Below are 16449 nucleotides of genomic sequence, written 5' to 3' on the forward strand. Positions count from 1 at the left end.
GGTTATTTAGTCCAGTCAGCCACGCGATCCGGGTGTTTGGCTACCCAATCCTTGGCCGCTGCGTCAGGCTTGGCACCGTCCTGAATCGCCAGCATGACTTCGCCGATTTCGTCTTTCGACGCCCACTGGAAGTTCTTCAGGAACTTGGCCACTTCCGGTGCTTTGGTCGCGAGTTCTTTGCTGCCGATGCTGTTTACGGTTTCGGCTGCGCCGTACACGCCTTTCGGGTCGTCGAGGAAGCGCAGTTTCCACTTGGCGAACATCCAGTGCGGCACCCAACCGGTGACCGCGATGGATTCGTTTTTCTTCTCGGCACGGGTCAGCTCGGCAATCATGCCGGCGCCGGAACTGGCTTTGAGGCTGTATTTGTCGAGACCGTAGTCCTTGATCGCCTGATCGGTCTTGAGCATCACGCCTGAACCGGCGTCGATGCCGACGATGCGATTCTTGAAGGTGTCGTCGGTTTTCAAGTCTTCGATCGACTTGGCTTTCACATACTCCGGCACGATCAGGCCGATTTTCGCATCCTTGAAGTTCGGACCGTAATCGACGACCTGATCCTTGTTCTTCGTCCAGTATTCACCGTGGGTCACGGGCAGCCAGGCCGAAAGCATGGCGTCGAGTTTGCCGGTGGCCACGCCCTGCCACATGATCCCGGTGGCGACGGCTTGCAGTTTCACGTCGTAGCCGAGCTTCTGTTTGATCACTTCGGCCGCCACGTGAGTGGTCGCGACGCTGTCGGACCAGCCGTCAACGTAACCGATGTTCAGGGTCTGTTTTTCTGCGCTGGCGAAAGTGGAACTCATCGCAAGCACCAGAGCAGCACTTGCGCCTAAAAGTCGTCGCATCTTCATCGTTACTTCCCCGAAATGCTGCGCCCGACGGATGACGGGCGGCGTCAACGTATTGTTATGGTGCACGGCGCCCCCATCACGCCTGACCGCAAACTCGTTAGAACATCAGCGGAGCACTGATGGCTTGATCATCAACCTCAGGCGGCAGTCGACCTGCTCTGCCAGCGACCTCAAGACAACGAGAAACGACATCACAAGGCCATTAATGACGTCTGAATATTTGGCGCCAGACAATCCGCCCGAACTTTGCATGTCAAAATCATGCGAGCCACCAACCCCTCTATAAATGCAGGTAACATGCGTCGCTTTGCAGCCACTCGGCCTGACCATGTCCGCGACCTCCCGCTTCCCTTTTCTGCCTTATCTCTTCGCCTGCCTGCTGGGGCTGTTTGCACTCGCTGGCTTCTGGTACGGCCTCGGCCAACCGGTGATCCTGCCGGACGCCGCTACGCCGACGCATAAATTGCAATGCGCCTCCTACACCCCGTTCGATAAAGACCAGTCGCCGTTCGACGTGCCGTTCAAGCTGCGCCCCGAGCGCATGGACGCTGACCTCGCGCTGCTGGCGACACGTTTTGAGTGCATTCGCACCTATTCGATGACCGGCCTCGAGGCGCTGCCGGATCTGGCGCGCAAACACGGCTTGAAATTGATGATCGGCGCGTGGGTCAACAGCAACCCGGTAGACACCGAGAAAGAAGTCGACCTGCTGATCAAATCAGCCAACGCCAACCCGGACGTGGTCAGCGCGGTGATCGTCGGCAACGAAGCGCTGCTGCGCAAGGAAGTCACTGGCGCGCAACTTGCCCGGTTGATCAACAAGGTCAAGAGCCAGGTCAAGCAACCGGTCACCTATGCCGATGTCTGGGAGTTCTGGCTCAAGCATCCGGAAATCGCACCGGCGGTGGATTTCCTGACCATCCACTTGCTGCCGTACTGGGAGGATGATCCGTCGAACATTGACGTCGCCCTGCAACATGTCACGGATGTGCGTCAGGTGTTCGGCAATAAATTCGCGCCGAAAGACGTGATGATTGGCGAAACCGGCTGGCCGAGCGAAGGCCGCCAGCGCGAGACCGCCCTGCCGAGCCGGGTCAACGAGGCCAGGTTCATTCGTGGTTTTGTCGCAATGGCCGAGAAAGAAGGCTGGCATTACAACCTGATCGAAGCGTTTGACCAGCCATGGAAGCGCGGCAGTGAAGGCGCGGTGGGCGGTTACTGGGGACTGTTCGATGCTGATCGTCAGGACAAAGGCGTACTCGCCGGACCGGTGACGAATGTACCGTTCTGGAAAGAATGGCTGGCGGTCGGCGGGTTGATTTTCCTTGGCACGCTGATCCTTGGCGGTCGCGTTCGGACCACGCGCTCGGCGCTGGTGTTGCCGCTGCTGGGCGCCCTCGCCGCTTGCTCGATTGGCGCCTGGGGTGATCTGGCGCGGGTGACCACGCGGTTCACCAGTGAGTGGCTGTGGGTCGGTTTGCTGACGGCGCTGAATCTGTTGGTACTGGCACACGCGGCACTGACGCTGAGCGCGCGAATTGGCTGGCGTGAGCGGGTGTTCAATCTGCTGGAGCGGCGCGCCGGCTGGCTGGTCGCGGCAGCAGGCTTTGCCGCAGCGGTGATGATGCTGGAGATGGTGTTTGATCCGCGTTATCGCAGCTTTGCAAGCATGGCGTTTGTGCTGCCGGCGCTGGTTTATCTGTGCCGGCCGGTCAGCGTGCCGCGTCGTGAAATTGCCTTGCTGACCTTCATTGTCGGCGCGGGGATTGCGCCGCAGCTGTATCAGGAAGGTTTGCAGAATCAGCAGGCATGGGGTTGGGCGTTGGTGAGTGTGTTGATGGTGGCGGCTCTGTGGCGCTGCCTGCGCGTTCGAAAATACTGATCAAAAGCAAGATCAAAAGATCGCTGCCTTCGGCAACTCCTACAAGGTGTACGCCATTTCAATGTAGGAGCTGCCGAAGGCTGCGATCTTTTCCATCAGGCGCTACGGGACTCGCGGACCAACCGCAACCCGGCAATCACCAGCGCAAACACTGCCAACGTGGTGTTGTACAACGCCAGTGCCGGCATCCCAAACACCAGCGCCAGCACCGCCAGCCACCACCCTGCCCGCCCCGGCAAGACAAAACCGATCAACGCCGCACCCAGCGCCGTCCAGCCCAACACCTTGAAGTGAATCATCAAGCCAAGGTTCGACCGCACCTGACATTCCCAACGGCTGGCCTCGTCGACGCAGATGCCCACCCACTTGCCGTCTTCCATAAAGCCATAACGCGCGCCATAACTGGCGGCCAGCCACAACGGCAACAGAACGAGCAGTAAAATCACGGGCAAACGGCGGGACATGAAACACTCCAATCTTCGGAAATCGGCGGCCAGCTTAATCTGCCGCCAGCCGTGTGCAAGAACTAACAACTGTTAACTGTTCATTCAGGGCGTGCAAAGTGTATCGTCCAGCTACTATTACTCCGAATTCTGCCTGTTTGGTGCCGCAGCATGGCACTTTGGCGCAACCCCGGTGGTCATAGCCTGCGAACTTCATTCGGCACCTTCCTCTAAGGGATCTAGTCATGCTCCGTTCCTTGCGCTTCGCCGCGCTGTTCAGCGGCCTTATTTTGAGTGCGTCCGCACTGGCGGTGGATATCGACGCCGCCAGTTATGGCTACCCCCTGACCAACCCGTTCGAGGCGACCATCGCCACGACGCCGCCGGACTTGCGCCCGGAATTGCCGCTGGACGACGACATCAATCAGTCGGACCGCAGCCTGACCTTGCGCCCGGAGCGAGAGTTCATCCTGCCGGACAACTTCTGGGCGGTGAAAAAGCTCACCTACCGCATCGCCACCCAGGACAAACCGGCCCCGCTGATCTTTCTGATTGCCGGCACCGGCGCACGTTATGACAGCACGCTCAACGAATACCTGAAAAAGCTCTACTACAAGGCCGGCTACCACGTCGTGCAGTTGTCGTCGCCGACCAGTTTCGACTTCATCAGCGCCGCCTCACGCTTCGCCACCCCGGGCGTGACCAAGGAAGATGCCGAAGACATGTACCGGGTGATGCAAGCCGTGCGCGCGCAAAACCCGAAACTGCCGGTGACCGAGTACTACCTGACCGGTTACAGCCTCGGCGCCCTCGATGCTGCTTTCGTTGCGCATCTGGACGAGACGCGCCGCAGCTTCAATTTCAAGAAAGTCCTGCTGCTCAATCCGCCGGTCAACCTCTACACCTCGGTGACCAACCTCGACAAGCTCGTGCAAACCGAGGTGAAAGGCATCAACACCAGCACCACATTCTACGAGCTGGTGCTGTCCAAGCTGACCCGCTACTTCCAGCAGAAAGGCTACATCGACCTCAATGACGCGCTGCTTTACGACTTCCAGCAGTCCAAGCAGCACCTGACCAACGAACAGATGGCGATGTTGATTGGCACCTCGTTCCGGTTCTCGGCAGCCGACATTGCCTTTACCTCGGACCTGATCAACCGTCGCGGCCTGATCACCCCGCCGAAATTCCCGATCACCGAAGGCACCAGCCTCACGCCGTTCCTCAAGCGTGCGTTGCAGTGCGACTTCGACTGCTACCTGACCGAACAGGTCATTCCGATGTGGCGTGCACGCACCGACGGCGGCAGCCTGCTGCAACTGATTGATCAGGTGAGCCTGTATGCGCTCAAGGATTACCTGCACGACAGCCCGAAAATCGCCGTGATGCACAACGCCGATGACGTGATCCTCGGTCCGGGCGACCTCGGTTTCCTGCGCAAGACCTTCGGTGATCGACTGACCGTTTATCCACTGGGCGGCCATTGCGGCAATCTTAACTACCGCGTCAACAGCGACGCCATGCTGGAGTTCTTCCGTGGCTAAATATCTCCTGCTGATGGCAGCGCTCCTCTGCGCAGGCGTGGCCCAGGCCGACAACAGTAAAGCCAACGCACCGGTCGTCGTCGACAGCGACGGCTTCAAGGAACCGCTGTCCAAACTCAAGTTCAACCCGGGGCTGGATCAGCGTGAATTCGAGCGTTCGACGCTCAACGCGCTGAACGTCTACGACCCGTTGGAGTCGTGGAACCGCCGGGTTTACCACTTCAACTATCGCTTCGACCAATGGGTGTTCCTGCCGGTGGTCGATGGCTATCGCTACATCACGCCGAGCTTCGTGCGCACCGGCGTAAGCAACTTCTTCAACAACCTCGGTGACGTGCCGAATCTGGTCAACAGCCTGTTGCAGTTCAAAGGCCAGCGTTCGATGGAAACCACCGCGCGCCTGCTGCTCAACACCACCATCGGCATCGCCGGTCTGTGGGACCCGGCTACTGCCATGGGCCTGCCGCGCCAGAGCGAAGACTTCGGTCAGACCCTGGGCTTCTACGGTGTACCGGGCGGCGCCTACTTCGTGCTGCCGATCTTCGGACCGTCGAACATCCGTGACACTGCCGGTCTTGCCGTGGATTACACCGCCGAATCGGCGATCAACTTCCTCAACGTCTCGGAAGTCAGCTCCAACCATCCGGAAGTCTGGGCGTTGCGTGCAGTCGACAAGCGTTATCAGACCAGCTTCCGTTACGGCCAGATGAACTCGCCGTTCGAGTACGAGAAGGTGCGTTACGTGTACACCGAAGCGCGCAAGTTGCAGATCGCCGAATAGTTTTTGGCAGGTACAAAAAAGGGCCATTCGATGCGAGTCGAATGGCCCTTTTTCAATGGCACAACACTCCTACAAAGGTTATGTGTTGTTGATTAGTTTTTCAGGGCTTTCCAGATCTTGCCGACAACGGCAACCACCGCCAGCACCACCGCGCCAGCGATGATCCCCGCCACACCATTAAGCAACATCGGCACCGCAAACCCGGCACTACCGGCTGCCGCACCAACGCCTTCAATCCAGTCATGCACTACCGGCACGCCATGGGTGAGGATGCCGCCGCCGACCAGGAACATCGCCGCCGTACCGACCACCGACAGGGTTTTCATCATGTACGGTGCCGCGCTCAGAATGCCGCTGCCGACTTTCTTAGCGACCTGCCCAGGCTTTTGCGTCAGCCACAGGCCGAGATCGTCGAGTTTGACGATGCCCGCCACCAGGCCATAAACGCCCACCGTCATCACAATCGCAATGCCGGACATCACGATCACTTGCTGAGTCAGCGAGGCCGTTGCCACGGTGCCCAGAGTGATGGCGATAATCTCTGCCGAAAGGATAAAGTCAGTGCGAATCGCGCCTTTGATCTTGTCCTTTTCGTACGCCACCAGATCGGTCGCCGGATCAGCTACCGCCTCAGTCAGTTGCGCATGTTCGGCCTCGTCTTCAGCCTTGCTGTGCAGAAACTTGTGCGCAAGCTTCTCGAAACCTTCGAAACACAGATACGCACCACCCACCATCAACAACGGTGTTACCAGCCACGGTACGAACGCACTGATCGCCAGCGCCGACGGCACGAGGATCAATTTGTTGACGAAAGAACCTTTGGCCACGGCCCAGACCACCGGGATTTCCCGCTCGGCACGCACGCCGGAGACCTGCTGGGCGTTGAGCGCCAGATCATCGCCGAGCACCCCGGCGGTCTTCTTGGCAGCCATTTTGGTCATCAACGCCACGTCGTCCAGCACGGTGGCAATATCGTCGATCAGCACCAGCAAACTGCTTCCTGCCATGAATCCTGTTTCCTTTTATGTATGAATGTTGCGAAGCATAACGCGACCGCAGGCCACATGGGGCATTGTTGAGCGCTGCGCGAGGCCGGTGCTACCATGCGCAACCGCCAGAACAGGCAAGGAACCACCGGGTTTATGAGCACAATCCGCGAGCGCAACAAAGAACTGATCCTGCGTGCCGCCAGTGAGGAGTTTGCCGACAAGGGCTTCGCTGCGACCAAAACCAGCGACATCGCCGCCAAGGCGGGATTGCCCAAGCCCAACGTCTACTACTACTTCAAGTCCAAGGAAAACCTTTACCGCGAGGTATTGGAAAGCATCATCGTGCCGATTTTGCAGGCCTCGACCCCGTTCAATCCGGACGGCGTACCGAGCGAAGTGCTGAGTGGCTACATCCGCTCGAAGATCCGCATCTCCCGCGACCTGCCCTTCGCCTCGAAAGTATTTGCCAGCGAAATCATGCACGGTGCGCCACATTTGAGCGCCGATCTGGTCGAGCAACTCAACGGCCAGGCCAAGCACAACATCGACTGCATCCAGAGCTGGATCGACCGCGGCCAGATCGCCCCGATCGACCCTAATCACCTGATGTTCAGCATCTGGGCCGCGACCCAGACCTACGCCGACTTCGACTGGCAGATTTCTGCGGTGACCGGCAAGGACAAGCTGGACGAGGCGGATTATGAAGCGGCGGCACAGACGATTATCCGGTTGGTGTTGAAGGGGTGTGAGCCGGACTGAAACACCGTGGAGACGCCATCGCGAGCAGGCTCGCTCCTACATTTGGAATGCGTTCCCCTGTAGGAGTGAGCCTGCTCGCGATCGAGGCAACGCGGTTTCAGCTCAAACCCAAATAGCATCCCACAGCGGATAGTCGCCAAGCTTCTCCACCAGCCCGGCCCGCAACGGGTTGGCCACGACATAACGCGCCATCTTCACCAGGTCTTCTTCCCGTCTCAGCGCGCGGTCATGAAACCCTCTCTGCCAGAGAACGCTGTTTCCACCGGAAGCTTGCCTGACAGCCTTGGTACTCAGCGATTTGGTTTTTTGCATCACCTCACTCAATGAACCTCGTCGCAATTCAATCAGCCAATGGAAATGATCTGGCATCACTACCCAGGCTAATGAGTTCACCAGCCCCGAATCTTGCGCGTGTCGAAATTGATCAGCGACCAGTTTTCCCAAGGCAAAATCCGTGAAAATCGGCTTTCGTTGATAAGTGGTGCTGGTTAACAGATAGATTCGACTGACTTCGGTATAGCGCCCGACTCGCAATTTATGTGCTGCAGGTAGATCCGGCATTCCTTTGCCCTCTGTGATCAGGTCATGAAAAGGCTAGTACCGGGAAAGACAAATGGAGCGGTCAACTGTTGGCTGGATGTGTCTGGTAGATAGCGATCGCGAGCAGGCTCACTCCTACAGGGGATCTGGGGTGTTCATACATTTTGTGTCTGAACAAAAATTCCTGTAGGAGTGAGCCTGCTCGCGATAGCGGTTATTCAATCAACGCAGATTCAAGCAGCCACCCCCGCATCCGCCCGCAACTCCAACGCCTCCACAGCTTTAATTGCCACCTGCTCATCAATGTCCGACAAATCCCCGCTAATCCCGATCGCACCCAGCACATTCCCCGCCTGATCCCGAATCAACACACCACCCGGTGCCGGCACGACGCTGCCCTGGCCCATGCTGTTCAGCGCGGCAATAAACGCCGGGCGTTGTTGTGCATCCAGTGCCAGCAGGCGCGAGCCTTTGCCCAGGGCGATGGCGCCCCAGGCTTTGCCGATGGCGATGTTCGGGCGCAGCAGGCTGGCGCCGTCTTCGCGTTGCAAGGTGATCAGGTGGCCGCCGGTATCGAGTACCGCGATGGTCAGCGGCGCGGCGTTGATGCCGCGCCCTGCATTGATGGCCTGATTGACCAGGTTGACTGCGACTTTCAAGGTTAAAGCGCTCATGGTGCCGTCCTCATTTTGTTATAGGGAAAGTCGTGGGCCTGCGGTTTTCTGCCGCAGGCCGATGCAACAAATAGAACACAATGAGTTATTTTTTTGTATACAATAATTCTCGAAAAGCGCCACATGCGACGAAAAGCCACACTCAGACAGGCTTCCGACGAATGAAACAGGCGCTTGAGAAAATGGATTGACCTGCGCCGTCCGCCGTGAATACACTCTGCGCAAAGCCACTTGTATACAATTACAAAACGTAAAGAGGCACAAAACCATGAGCAAAATGAGAGCAATCGAAGCCGCCGTTCTGGTGATGCGCCGTGAAGGGGTTGATACCGCTTTTGGCATCCCGGGCGCTGCCATCAACCCGCTGTACTCCGCCTTGCAGAAAGTCGGTGGCATCGATCACGTCCTTGCTCGCCACGTTGAAGGCGCCTCGCACATGGCCGAGGGCTACACCCGCACCAAGGCCGGCAACATCGGCGTGTGCATCGGCACTTCCGGCCCTGCCGGTACCGACATGGTCACCGGGCTCTACAGCGCCTCGGCCGACTCGATTCCAATCCTCTGCATTACGGGCCAGGCACCCCGCGCCCGTATGCACAAGGAAGACTTCCAGGCTGTCGACATCACCAGCATCGTCAAGCCAGTGACCAAGTGGGCGACCACTGTTCTGGAACCGGGCCAAGTGCCTTACGCGTTCCAGAAAGCCTTCTTCGAAATGCGCTCCGGCCGTCCAGGCCCGGTGCTGATCGACCTGCCGTTCGACGTGCAGATGGCCGAAATCGAATTCGACATCGACGCCTACCAGCCGCTGCCATTGGCCAAGCCGACCGCGACCCGCGTTCAGGTTGAAAAAGCTCTGGCGCTGCTTGATCAGGCTGAGCGTCCATTGCTGGTTGCCGGCGGCGGCATCATCAACGCCGACGCCAGCGATCTGCTGGTTGAATTCGCTGAACTGACCGGCATCCCGGTGATCCCGACCCTGATGGGCTGGGGCACCATCCCGGACGATCACCCGTTGATGGTCGGCATGGTCGGTCTGCAGACGTCGCATCGTTACGGCAACGCCACCATGCTGAAATCCGACGTGGTGTTGGGGATCGGTAACCGTTGGGCTAACCGTCACACCGGTTCGGTTGACGTTTACACCGAAGGTCGCAAGTTCATTCACGTCGACATCGAAGGCACGCAGATCGGTCGTGTGTTCACCCCGGATCTGGGCATCGTTTCCGACGCCGCTGCTGCGCTGACCGTGTTCATCGAAGTGGCCCGTGAATGGCAAGCCGCCGGCAAGCTGAAAAACCGCAGTGCCTGGCTGCAAGACTGCCAGCAGCGCAAAGCCAGCCTGCATCGCAAGACCCACTTCGACAACGTGCCGGTAAAACCGCAACGCGTTTACGAAGAAATGAACCAGGTGTTCGGCAAGGACACCTGCTACGTCAGCACCATTGGTCTGTCGCAGATTGCCGGCGCGCAGTTCCTGCACGTCTACAAGCCGCGTCACTGGATCAACTGCGGTCAGGCCGGCCCGTTGGGCTGGACCATTCCGGCTGCGCTGGGCGTGGTCAAGGCCGATCCGAGCCGGAAAGTCGTGGCCCTGTCGGGGGACTATGACTTCCAGTTCATGATCGAAGAACTGGCGGTCGGCGCTCAGTTCAAACTGCCATACATCCACGTCGTGGTGAACAACTCGTACCTGGGTCTGATCCGTCAGGCCCAGCGCGGGTTCGAAATGGACTACTGCGTGCAGCTGTCCTTCGATAACCTGAACGCGCCGGAACTCAACGGTTACGGTGTTGACCACGTCGCAGTGGCTGAAGGCCTCGGCTGTAAGGCACTGCGTGTGTTCGAACCATCGGAAATCGCCCCTGCCCTGCGCAAGGCCGAACAGATGATCGAAGAGTTCAAGGTGCCGGTGATCGTCGAGATCATTCTGGAGCGTGTGACCAACATCTCCATGGGCACCGAGATCAACGCCGTCAACGAATTCGAAGACCTGGCGCTGGTCGGCAACGATGCGCCAACGGCGATTTCGCTGCTTGATTGAACGTAGCTAGCCCCCTCTCCCTCCGGGCGGTCCGACGTTTCGGGAGGGCTGGGGTGAGGGAAAGGTTTTGCGGTGCTCGCAAAATTCGGATCAGACTCAGGGTCCCCCTCACCCTAACCCTCTCCCCCAGGAGAGGGGACTGATCGCGAACAATCTGACCCACCGTGTCACATCCGTTTTTAGGAGACCACCATGCCGCGTTTCGCAGCCAACCTGTCCATGCTGTTTACCGAACAGGATTTCCTTGCCCGTTTCGACGCCGCCGCCAAGGCTGGTTTCAGCGGTGTCGAGTACCTGTTCCCGTACGACTTCAGCTCTGCCGAAATCAAGGCCAGGCTCGACGCCAACGGTCTGACTCAAGTGCTGTTCAACCTGCCGGCCGGTGACTGGGCCAAGGGCGAGCGCGGTATCGCGTGCCTGCCGGATCGGGTCGAAGAGTTCCGCGCCGGTGTCGATCTGGCGATTGCCTATGCGCAAGTGCTGGGCAACACCCAGATCAACTGCCTGGCCGGTATTCGTCCACAAGGCGTTGACGATGCCACGGTAGAAAAAACCTTCGTCGCCAACCTGAAATACGCCGCCGACAAGCTACAGGCAGCGGGCATCAAACTGGTGATGGAAGCGATCAACACCCGCGACATCCCGGGTTTCTACCTGAACAACACGGCGCAAGCCCTGTCGATTCGCGAGCAGGTCGGCAGCGCCAATCTGTTCCTGCAATACGACATCTATCACATGCAAATCATGGAAGGCGATCTGGCCCGCACCCTGCAATCGCATCTGGGCGAGATCAACCATGTGCAGCTCGCGGACAACCCGGGCCGCAACGAACCCGGCACTGGTGAAATCAACTACCGCTTCCTGTTCGAACACCTTGATCGCATCGGTTATCAGGGTTGGGTGGGTTGTGAATACAAGCCGCTGACCACGACCGAAGCAGGCCTCGGCTGGCTGAAAACCCACAACGCAATCTGAACGAACACATGACCCTGTAGGAGCTGCCGAAGGCTGCGATCTTTTGATCTTGTTTTTACAGGTCAAGATCAAAAGATCGTCCGAACGCGGCCCGAGCCTTCGGCAGCTCCTACGGCTGTTTATAAAAACAAGAGGATTTTCTCATGGCTAAAATCGGATTTATCGGCACCGGCATCATGGGCCACCCAATGGCTTCGAACCTGCAGAAAGCCGGTCACAGCCTGTTCCTGTCGGCGCACCACGACGCCGCCCCGGCCGACCTGGTCGCCGCTGGCGCCGTCGCCCTGGCCAACCCGCGCGAAGTCGCGCAGGAAGCTGAATTCATCATCGTCATGGTCCCGGATACCCCACAGGTCGACGACGTACTGTTCCGCGCCGACGGTGTTGCCGCCGGCCTGAGCAAAGGCAAAATCGTTATCGACATGAGCTCGATCTCGCCAACCGCCACAAAGGCTTTCGCGGCGAAGATCAACGAGAAAGGCGCGCAGTACCTCGACGCACCGGTTTCCGGTGGTGAAGTCGGCGCCAAAGCCGCGACCCTGAGCATCATGATCGGTGGTGACGCGGATGCCTTCGAACGCGCCCTGCCGCTGTTCCAGGCCATGGGCAAGAACATCACTCTGGTCGGTGGCAATGGCGACGGTCAAACCGCCAAAGTCGCCAACCAGATCATCGTTGCGCTGAACATTCAGGCCGTCGCTGAAGCCCTGCTGTTCGCTTCGAAAAACGGTGCTGATCCAGCCAAAGTGCGTGAAGCACTGATGGGCGGTTTCGCCTCTTCGAAGATCCTCGAAGTGCACGGCGAGCGCATGATCAAAGGCACTTTCGATCCAGGCTTCCGCATCAGCCTGCACCAGAAGGACCTGAACCTGGCCCTGCAAGGCGCCAAGGAACTGAACATCAACCTGCCGAACACCGCCAACGCCCAGCAAGTGTTCAGCACCTGCGCAGCGATCGGTGGCAGCAACTGGGACCACTCGGCGCTGATCAAAGGTCTGGAACACATGGCCAACTTCTCGATTCGCGATAACAAATAATCTGCGCTTCTGGCCCGCTCCCTGTGGGAGCGGGCTTGCCCGCGATGGCATCAACTCGGTCTGCCTGAACGACCGCGGTGCCTGAATCGCTGGCAAGCCAGCTCCCACAAGGACCGCGTCGCTGCACCGTTGTCGCTCCATCCCAATAACAAGAATTCCGGGAGCCCGCCATGTCGGTCGATCCGCAACAACTGCTGCGCGAGCTGTTTGCCACAGCCATCGACGCGGCCCATCCGAACCAGGTCCTTGAAGCCCATCTGCCCGCCGACCGTAGCGGCCGGGTGATCGTCATCGGTGCCGGCAAAGCTGCCGCCGCGATGGCGCAAGTGGTCGAGCGCTGCTGGGAAGGTGAAGTATCTGGCCTGGTTGTAACCCGCTACGGTCACGGCGCCCCCTGCGAAAAAATCGAAGTGGTCGAAGCCGCGCATCCGGTACCGGACGCTGCCGGCCTGGCCGTAGCCAAACGCGTGCTCGAACTGGTCAGCAACCTGACTGAAGACGACCGCGTGATCTTCCTGCTCTCCGGTGGTGGCTCTGCCCTGCTGGCGTTGCCGGCCGCAGGCATCACCCTCGCCGACAAGCAGTCGATCAACAAAGCCCTGCTCAAATCCGGCGCGACCATCGGCGAGATGAACTGCGTGCGCAAGCACCTCTCGGCGATCAAGGGTGGGCGTCTGGGCAAGGCTTGCTGGCCTGCCACTGTTTATACCTACGCGATTTCCGATGTACCGGGCGACCTCGCCACGGTCATCGCTTCCGGCCCGACCGTGGCCGACCCAAGCACTTCCGCTGAAGCGCTGGCGATCATCAAACGCTACGGCATCGAGATCCCCGCTTCAGTGCGCAACTGGCTGCAAAGCCCTGAGTCGGAAACCGTCAAACCCGGAGATCCGTCGCTCGCGCGCAGCCACTTCCAGTTGATTGCCCGTCCTCAGCAATCGCTGGATGCGGCGGCGGTGAAATGCCGTCAGGCCGGTTTCAGCACGCTGATCCTCGGCGACCTCGAAGGTGAGTCGCGCGAAGTGGCGAAAGTCCATGCCGGCATCGCCCGCCAGATCATCCATCACGGTCAACCATTGGCAGCACCGTGCGTGATTCTCTCCGGCGGCGAAACCACCGTGACCGTGCGCGGCAATGGCCGTGGCGGACGCAACGCCGAATTCCTCCTCAGCCTCACCGACAGCCTCAAGGGCCAGCCCGGCGTCTATGCGCTGGCCGGTGACACCGACGGCATCGACGGCTCGGAAGACAACGCCGGCGCGATCATGACCCCGGACAGCTACGCCCGCGCCGCCGCCCTCGGTTTGAGCGCCAGCGACGAGCTGGATAACAACAACGGCTACGGCTATTTCGCGGCGCTCGATGCGCTGATCGTCACCGAGCCGACCCGCACCAACGTCAACGACTTCCGCGCCATTCTGATCCTTGAGAGCTGCAAATCATGACGCCTGATAAAAAGGTCAAAATCCTCGCCACCCTCGGGCCAGCTGTCGATGGCATCGAAGACATCCGCGAACTGGTCGAGGCCGGGGTGAATATCTTCCGCCTGAACTTCAGCCACGGCGATCACGCCGACCACGCCAAGCGCTATCAGTGGATCCGCGAAGTCGAGCGTCAGCTCAACTATCCGCTGGGCATTCTGATGGACTTGCAGGGGCCGAAACTGCGCGTCGGCAAGTTCGCCGACGGCAAGGTGCAACTGCATCGCGGTCAGGCCTTCCGTCTGGATCTGGACGCGACACCGGGCGATGAGCGCCGAGTAAACCTGCCGCATCCGGAGATCATTGCCGCGCTGGAAGCCGGCATGGATCTACTGCTCGACGACGGCAAGCTGCGTCTGCGCGTGGTGACCAAATACGCCGACGCGATCGACACCACCGTGCTCAACGGCGGCGAATTGTCGGACCGCAAAGGCGTCAACGTGCCGCAAGCGGTGCTCGACCTCAGCCCGCTGACCGCCAAGGATCGCCGCGATTTGAGCTTCGGCCTGGAACTGGGTGTGGACTGGGTCGCGCTGTCGTTTGTGCAGCGCCCACAGGACATCATCGAAGCCCGCGCATTGATCGGCGACAAAGCCTTTCTGATGGCGAAAATCGAGAAGCCGTCAGCCGTTGAACAACTGCGCGAAATCGCTGAATTGAGCGACGCGATCATGGTTGCCCGTGGCGACCTCGGCGTCGAAGTGCCGGCCGAAAGCGTGCCGCAGATTCAGAAAAACATCATCACCACTTGCCGCGAACTGGGCAAACCGGTGGTGGTGGCGACGCAGATGCTGGAATCGATGCGCTTCTCCCCTGCTCCGACCCGCGCCGAGGTAACGGACGTTGCCAACGCCGTGGCCGAAGGCGCTGACGCGGTAATGCTGTCGGCGGAAACCGCGTCCGGCGAATACCCACTGGAAGCTGTGCAGATGATGAGCAAGATCATTCGTCAGGTGGAGAACGGTCCGGATTATCAGACGCAGCTCGATGTCAGTCGGCCGAAAGCCGAGGCAACCGTTTCCGATGCGATCAGTTGCGCGATCCGGCGCATCAGCAACGTGCTGCCGGTGGCGGTGCTGGTCAACTACAGCGAATCGGGCACCTCGAGTCTGCGTGCAGCGCGGGAACGGCCGAAAGCGCCGATCCTCAACCTGACGCCGAACCTGCAAACCGCACGGCGTTTGAGCGTGGCGTGGGGGATTCATTCGGTGGTCAACGATCGTCTGCGTCAGGTCGATGAGGTTTGCTCAACCGCGCTGGAAATCGCCCAGGCCCAAGGCATGGCCGAGCGTGGCGACACGCTGCTGATCACTGCTGGCGTGCCGTTCGGCCAGCCGGGCTCGACTAACTCGCTGCGGATCGAAACATTGATTTAAGCCCCCCACCATGATCGTTCCCACGCTCTGCGTGGGAGTGCGGCCCGGGACGCTCTGCGTCCCAAGAGCAGACGCAGAGCGTCCTTTGAGGCATTCCCACGCAGAGCGTGGGAACGATCAGCTGCCCAGATTTTCTCAACATGCCTGCCAATCATTTCAACACCCACTGCCCCGACTGGGCCGAGGCTTTGCTCAACGGTTTCAGTCAGATATTCCTCCAGCGCCATCCGCTGTGCGGCCTGCTGTGCCTGTTGGCGATCCTGCTGACCGCACCTGTGCTGTTCGCCGGTGCGCTGCTCGGTGCCGTCGCCGGTTTGCTCACCGCACAACGGCGCAACTACGCCAAGGCTGATCGCCAGGCTGGACTGTTCAGCTACAACGGCATCTTGCTCGGTCTGTTGCTGAGCCTGTATTTCCCGTGGTCGCCGCTGCTGCCGCCGCTGATTCTCGCCGCCGGCGGCTTGAGCGCAATGGTCACGCAACAATGGCTCAAACATGTGTACAGCAGTCGATCCATACCGGCCTACACCTCGCCGTTCGTGGCGATGAGCTGGGTATTGCTGCTATTCGCCGAACCGTCGGCGCCTGTCGCGCATGTCGAGTTGAACACGCTGAACCTGCTTGCCGCCGAACTGCGTGGCTTGGGCCAGGTGATGTTCCTCGGTCATCCACTGGCCGGCGCTTTGATCGCCGCCGGTTTGCTGATCGCTGATCGCCGGGCGTTTTGCTGGGCGCTGCTGGCGTCGGCAATTGGCCTCGGCTCCAGCTTGCTGCACCATGAAACCAGCGCCGCTTTGCTCGGTCTCGGCAGCTATAACGCCGTGCTCGCCGCCCTCGCCTTCTCCGCGCAACGCCAACAACCGTGGCTGCCGCTGCTCGGCATCGTCCTCGCGTTGCTGGTTACGCCGTTGTTTGCGGCGGTTGGCCTTGCGACCCTGACCGCGCCGTTCATCCTCGCTTGCTGGCTGATCCGCGCCGGCATCCAGATGCTTGGCAAAGCCGTCGTCGAGCGTGCGCCTTGCGCTCATGGGGAGAATCAACCTAGGCTGCGCTGATCTTCGATTCAGGCG

15 protein-coding genes are annotated in these 16449 nt (G+C 59.7%); 10 read left to right on the forward strand and 5 right to left on the reverse strand.

Annotated elements, in window-relative coordinates:
• Window positions 1-2: 2 nt before the first annotated feature.
• Window positions 3-854 carry a glycine betaine ABC transporter substrate-binding protein gene (locus CKW38_RS24935; RefSeq protein WP_007919916.1) on the reverse strand — a complete coding sequence of 284 codons (852 nt, stop codon included), beginning with the start codon at window positions 852-854 and terminating at the stop codon, window positions 3-5.
• A 286-nt stretch (window positions 855-1140) separates the two neighbouring features.
• Here CKW38_RS24935 and CKW38_RS24945 point away from each other — a divergent pair, with 286 nt between their 5' ends.
• The gene (locus CKW38_RS24945) at window positions 1141-2736 is read left to right on the forward strand and encodes a beta (1-6) glucans synthase (protein ID WP_095114126.1); all 1596 of its coding nucleotides are present in this window, start codon (window positions 1141-1143) and stop codon (window positions 2734-2736) included.
• Window positions 2737-2831: 95 nt separating this feature from the next.
• Here the strand turns inward: CKW38_RS24945 and CKW38_RS24950 are convergent, their stop codons facing one another.
• Window positions 2832-3200: a hypothetical protein gene (locus CKW38_RS24950; protein WP_007919927.1), complete on the reverse strand. Its 369-nt coding sequence runs from the start codon at window positions 3198-3200 to the stop codon at window positions 2832-2834.
• A 224-nt stretch (window positions 3201-3424) separates the two neighbouring features.
• Here CKW38_RS24950 and CKW38_RS24955 point away from each other — a divergent pair, with 224 nt between their 5' ends.
• Window positions 3425-4723, forward strand: coding sequence for a serine protein kinase PrkA (locus CKW38_RS24955; protein WP_007919928.1), 1299 nt, complete (start codon window positions 3425-3427; stop codon window positions 4721-4723).
• Window positions 4716-5504 carry a VacJ family lipoprotein gene (locus tag CKW38_RS24960; protein ID WP_007919929.1) on the forward strand — a complete coding sequence of 263 codons (789 nt, stop codon included), beginning with the start codon at window positions 4716-4718 and terminating at the stop codon, window positions 5502-5504. The genes CKW38_RS24955 and CKW38_RS24960 overlap by 8 nt, the downstream gene beginning before the upstream one ends.
• 92 nt (window positions 5505-5596) lie before the next feature.
• Here the strand turns inward: CKW38_RS24960 and CKW38_RS24965 are convergent, their stop codons facing one another.
• The gene (locus CKW38_RS24965) at window positions 5597-6511 is read right to left on the reverse strand and encodes a DUF808 domain-containing protein (RefSeq protein WP_095114127.1); all 915 of its coding nucleotides are present in this window, start codon (window positions 6509-6511) and stop codon (window positions 5597-5599) included.
• Window positions 6512-6646: 135 nt separating this feature from the next.
• On the opposite strand from CKW38_RS24965, the gene CKW38_RS24970 reads away from it, so the two are divergent.
• Window positions 6647-7252 (forward strand): TetR/AcrR family transcriptional regulator, encoded by a 606-nt coding sequence (locus CKW38_RS24970; protein WP_007919931.1) that lies wholly within the window; start codon window positions 6647-6649, stop codon window positions 7250-7252.
• A gap of 102 nt (window positions 7253-7354) precedes the next feature.
• On the opposite strand, the gene CKW38_RS24975 is transcribed toward CKW38_RS24970, so the two are convergent.
• Together CKW38_RS24975 and CKW38_RS24980 are read right to left on the reverse strand one after the other, a co-directional pair.
• On the reverse strand, window positions 7355-7813 hold the full coding sequence (locus CKW38_RS24975) for a transposase (RefSeq protein WP_095114128.1): 459 nt from the start codon (window positions 7811-7813) through the stop codon (window positions 7355-7357).
• A 212-nt stretch (window positions 7814-8025) separates the two neighbouring features.
• Window positions 8026-8466: a heme-binding protein gene (locus CKW38_RS24980; RefSeq protein WP_007919933.1), complete on the reverse strand. Its 441-nt coding sequence runs from the start codon at window positions 8464-8466 to the stop codon at window positions 8026-8028.
• Window positions 8467-8734: 268 nt separating this feature from the next.
• Between CKW38_RS24980 and gcl the strand changes: the two genes are divergently transcribed.
• The 6 genes from gcl (at window position 8735) to CKW38_RS25010 (ending at window position 16434) form a co-directional block, all read left to right on the forward strand.
• Window positions 8735-10510: a glyoxylate carboligase gene (gcl, locus tag CKW38_RS24985; RefSeq protein ID WP_007919935.1), complete on the forward strand. Its 1776-nt coding sequence runs from the start codon at window positions 8735-8737 to the stop codon at window positions 10508-10510.
• Window positions 10511-10702: 192 nt separating this feature from the next.
• Entirely contained in the window at window positions 10703-11485 is a 783-nt protein-coding gene (hyi, locus tag CKW38_RS24990; protein ID WP_016987505.1) for a hydroxypyruvate isomerase, read from the forward strand.
• A 143-nt stretch (window positions 11486-11628) separates the two neighbouring features.
• The gene (locus tag CKW38_RS24995) at window positions 11629-12522 is read left to right on the forward strand and encodes a 2-hydroxy-3-oxopropionate reductase (RefSeq protein WP_007919937.1); all 894 of its coding nucleotides are present in this window, start codon (window positions 11629-11631) and stop codon (window positions 12520-12522) included.
• A gap of 170 nt (window positions 12523-12692) precedes the next feature.
• Entirely contained in the window at window positions 12693-13967 is a 1275-nt protein-coding gene (locus CKW38_RS25000; RefSeq protein WP_095114129.1) for a glycerate kinase, read from the forward strand.
• The gene (pyk, locus tag CKW38_RS25005; RefSeq protein WP_095114130.1) at window positions 13964-15379 is read left to right on the forward strand and encodes a pyruvate kinase; all 1416 of its coding nucleotides are present in this window, start codon (window positions 13964-13966) and stop codon (window positions 15377-15379) included. Before CKW38_RS25000 ends, pyk begins: the two co-directional genes overlap by 4 nt.
• A 140-nt stretch (window positions 15380-15519) precedes the next feature.
• Window positions 15520-16434 carry an urea transporter gene (locus CKW38_RS25010; RefSeq protein WP_095114131.1) on the forward strand — a complete coding sequence of 305 codons (915 nt, stop codon included), beginning with the start codon at window positions 15520-15522 and terminating at the stop codon, window positions 16432-16434.
• Window positions 16435-16449 lie beyond the last annotated feature (15 nt).

Source organism: Pseudomonas sp. Irchel 3H7 (assembly GCF_900187605.1).
In the GTDB taxonomy this organism is placed as follows: Bacteria; Pseudomonadota; Gammaproteobacteria; order Pseudomonadales; family Pseudomonadaceae; genus Aquipseudomonas.